This window comes from Tsukamurella pseudospumae, assembly GCF_001575195.1.
GTDB lineage: Bacteria > Actinomycetota > Actinomycetes > Mycobacteriales > Mycobacteriaceae > Tsukamurella > Tsukamurella pseudospumae.
The window spans coordinates 1-3,010 of the sequence record NZ_LSRF01000037.1; the positions used below are offsets into that span (position 1 = coordinate 1).

At 66.9% G+C, this 3,010-nt stretch carries 3 protein-coding genes; 2 read left to right on the plus strand and 1 reads right to left on the minus strand.

The window, feature by feature from the left end:
- Nucleotides 1-145 precede the first annotated feature (145 nt).
- Nucleotides 146-949, plus strand: coding sequence for an IS21-like element helper ATPase IstB (gene istB, locus AXK60_RS12885; RefSeq protein ID WP_068571551.1), 804 nt, complete (start codon nt 146-148; stop codon nt 947-949).
- A 212-nt stretch (nt 950-1,161) separates the two neighbouring features.
- On the opposite strand, the gene AXK60_RS12890 is transcribed toward istB, so the two are convergent.
- Nucleotides 1,162-1,458 carry a hypothetical protein gene (locus AXK60_RS12890; RefSeq protein WP_139057931.1) on the minus strand — a complete coding sequence of 99 codons (297 nt, stop codon included), beginning with the start codon at nt 1,456-1,458 and terminating at the stop codon, nt 1,162-1,164.
- A gap of 769 nt (nt 1,459-2,227) precedes the next feature.
- Between AXK60_RS12890 and ligD the strand changes: the two genes are divergently transcribed.
- A partial coding sequence (ligD, locus tag AXK60_RS12895) for a non-homologous end-joining DNA ligase LigD (protein ID WP_483368395.1) occupies nt 2,228-3,010 on the plus strand: 783 nt, incomplete at its 3' end.

Consider the following 3,010-nt stretch of genomic DNA (forward strand, 5'->3'; position numbering starts at 1 on the left):
CTCGCTGACCGCGCACCGCCTGGCCTCGCTCCCGCCGGATACTCGTCCGCTTCCGTCCGTCGCCGCCTACGACCAGCTCCTGCGCCACCGGCCTGCCGAATAGGCCGAGTCCACCTGCACAGACCATCACTTGGGAGATTCCGCCGTGACTACCGCTCGCCGTTCCGGACTGACCGAGCAAGCCGCTGACGCCGCCATCGACTCCGCGTGCCGCATGCTGCGGCTGCCGACGATCCGCTCGCACTTCACCGACGTCGCCGACGACGCCGCCCGCGATCAGATGTCCTACCGGGCCTTCCTCGCCGAGCTGCTGATCTCCGAATGCGACGACCGTGCCCGCCGTCGCTCCGAACGACGGATCAAGGCAGCCGGCTTTCCGCGGGAAAAGTCGTTGCGGACGTTCGACTTCGACGCCAACCCGAACATCGACCCCGCCACCATCCACACCCTCGCCAAATGCGACTGGGTCCGCAAAGGCCTACCGCTCTGCCTGATCGGCGACAGCGGCACCGGCAAGTCCCATCTGCTCATCGCCCTCGGAACCGAAGCAGCGATGGCCGGCTACCGCGTCCGCTACACCCTCGCCACCAAACTGGTCAACGAGCTGGTCGAGGCAGCCGACGACAAGCAACTGACCAAGACCATCAACCGCTACGGCCGCGTCGACCTCCTGCTCATCGACGAACTCGGCTACATGGAACTCGACCGCCGCGGCGCCGAGCTCCTCTTCCAGGTCCTCACCGAACGCGAAGAGAAGAACAGCGTCGCCATCGCCTCCAACGACAGCTTCGGCGCCTGGACCAAAACCTTCACCGACCCACGCCTCTGCGCCGCCATCGTCGACCGCCTCACCTTCGGCGGGAACATCATCGAAACCGGCACCGACTCCTACCGCCTCGCCCACACCCGCAACCGCCTCACCGACGGAGCAGCGGCACCCGCCGAGTGACGCTCAAATTCGTGAACATTCCGAGCCCGATCCCATCCTCAGTGACGCTCAAATTCGTGAACAAGTGACGCTCACATTCGCGCACAGAGCCACGCCATCGCGCTCCACCGAGCGTGGTGATCGTTTACGGCGTCCGCAGTTGCCGGTCCTACCGTCACCCGGGGGCCACGGCCATCTCGCCGCCACATCCGATCCTTGCGCTTTCCCATCGATCAGCTCCGCTGTAGCGATAGAGCAGTGAGGGCGTCATCGGCGGTGATTTCCCCGACGATCTGACGGGCGAGCACTTCCAGCTCGCACCGTGTCGGTTCTGAGTTCTCTAGCCACGACGAGTACGCAACGTCGAGCAAGATGCCAGCCTGCTCCGGATCGAGACGATCAACGATGTCGCAGAACTGTCCCGCCCACATCGGAAACGTAGTTTCAAGAGCCACCACGGGTCGATCCTCCCAGTCTTTCCGCTGCTCAAAGCTATTTTTATCGTACCGAACGGTTGCGATCGCGGCCACCGTATCTGCAGACCTAGGCGATCGTCTTGCGGATGCAGTTGAGTTGGTAGCCCGAATGAACCTCGTGCTGGCACCATGCCCGACGCAGGCGCGCGTCGAGCATCCTCGCGCACGCGGAAGCGGCGACAGGAATTGTGGGAATGCGGAATTTTGATAGCCAGGCGGCGCGCCTCCCTCAAGCGTGCATCAGTTTGATGCACGCTTCTCGTATGACTCAGCTCGCGATGGACGGATCGGTAGTGCCTACCCCGCCCCGTAACCATCGTGGTCCGTACCCGGTGTACGGGCCGCGGTACCAAGTCACGGCGCGGATTGATGAGGACGCAGCGGACGTGCTGCGGCGTCACGCGCGCCAGACGGGCGAGTCACTGAGCGCCCTGTGTGCCCGAATCTTGGAGCGGGAGGCACAGGCCATGTAAACGCGAAAACGGCCGTCGGGTTGCAGCCCGACGACCGTCTCCAAAGTTAGCCGGACGCCACATCCGGTTTCTGCATCCAGCACCCTCCACCGGCAGGAAGAGGTGACGCTTTTGCGTGCCCCAGTGTACCCCGCCTTGCGCGCTAAGCAAGGTTCTACCGCGCGACTGCGCGGCCGCGTCGGCGTGCCGCCTGCTGTCGGCGGCCCTCCGTGCTGACGACCGCAGCTGATACCCAGACGCTCGCGCAGTGGTGGCGGCGGTGGTCGCCCCGGCGCACTGTGCGGGTTGATCCGGACGCGGTGCATGAGTACCGATCGGCGCCGTGGCCGGCGCCCACGGATACACCGTTCGTGGCGCCGACCGCGTGCTATCTCGCCGGCCGCGATGGCCGGTATCGGCTTCTCGCGTTTGATCTCGATGCAGGTAGGTACGGCGCGGATGCGGTGGTCACCGATGCTGCGATCCTGGCGCGTGTGCTCGACGAGCTCGACGTGCCGCACCTCGTGGTGCGCTCGGGCCCGACGGGAGGCATGCACGTGTGGGTCCGCCTCGAGGACGCCGGTATCGAGGCGGCCGTCGTCGACGAGCTCGCGCGCGCGATCGCCGCGCACCTTCCGACCCTCGATCTGTCACCGCTGACCAACGCTGACACTGGCTGTGTACGCATCCCGGGATCTCCACACCGCGCCGGCGGCGCCGCCGTGCCCTCCGTGCTGGGCGACGAGCTGGCGGCCGTCCTGGCACGGATGGAGCGGCGGCCGGCGCCGGCGGAAGTGGTGGAGTGGTTGCATGCGCGGTTCCCGACGCGGGAGCGTCCGCTGCCGACCGCCGGCGCCGCCGCCGGCACAGGCAGGGGAGTGCCGGCGCGTGGCCTCACCGTTGTCGGTGCAGGTGCCGGCGCGCACGTCGACCGTGCGCGTACGGAGCTGACCACGGCCACCCGCACTCTGCTCACCACGCCGATCGCTGCTGCCGCGGATCGCTCGTCGATCGCATGGCGGGTGCTGCTCGGGATGGCCGCCTCGGGGTGGGCGTGGCGTGATGTGCTCGCGCAGCTGCAGCAACCCGGGCTGGTGCGGCTGCGCGAGGACTACGAGCGCGGTGAGGCTCATGCGATCAGCCAGTGGCAGAAG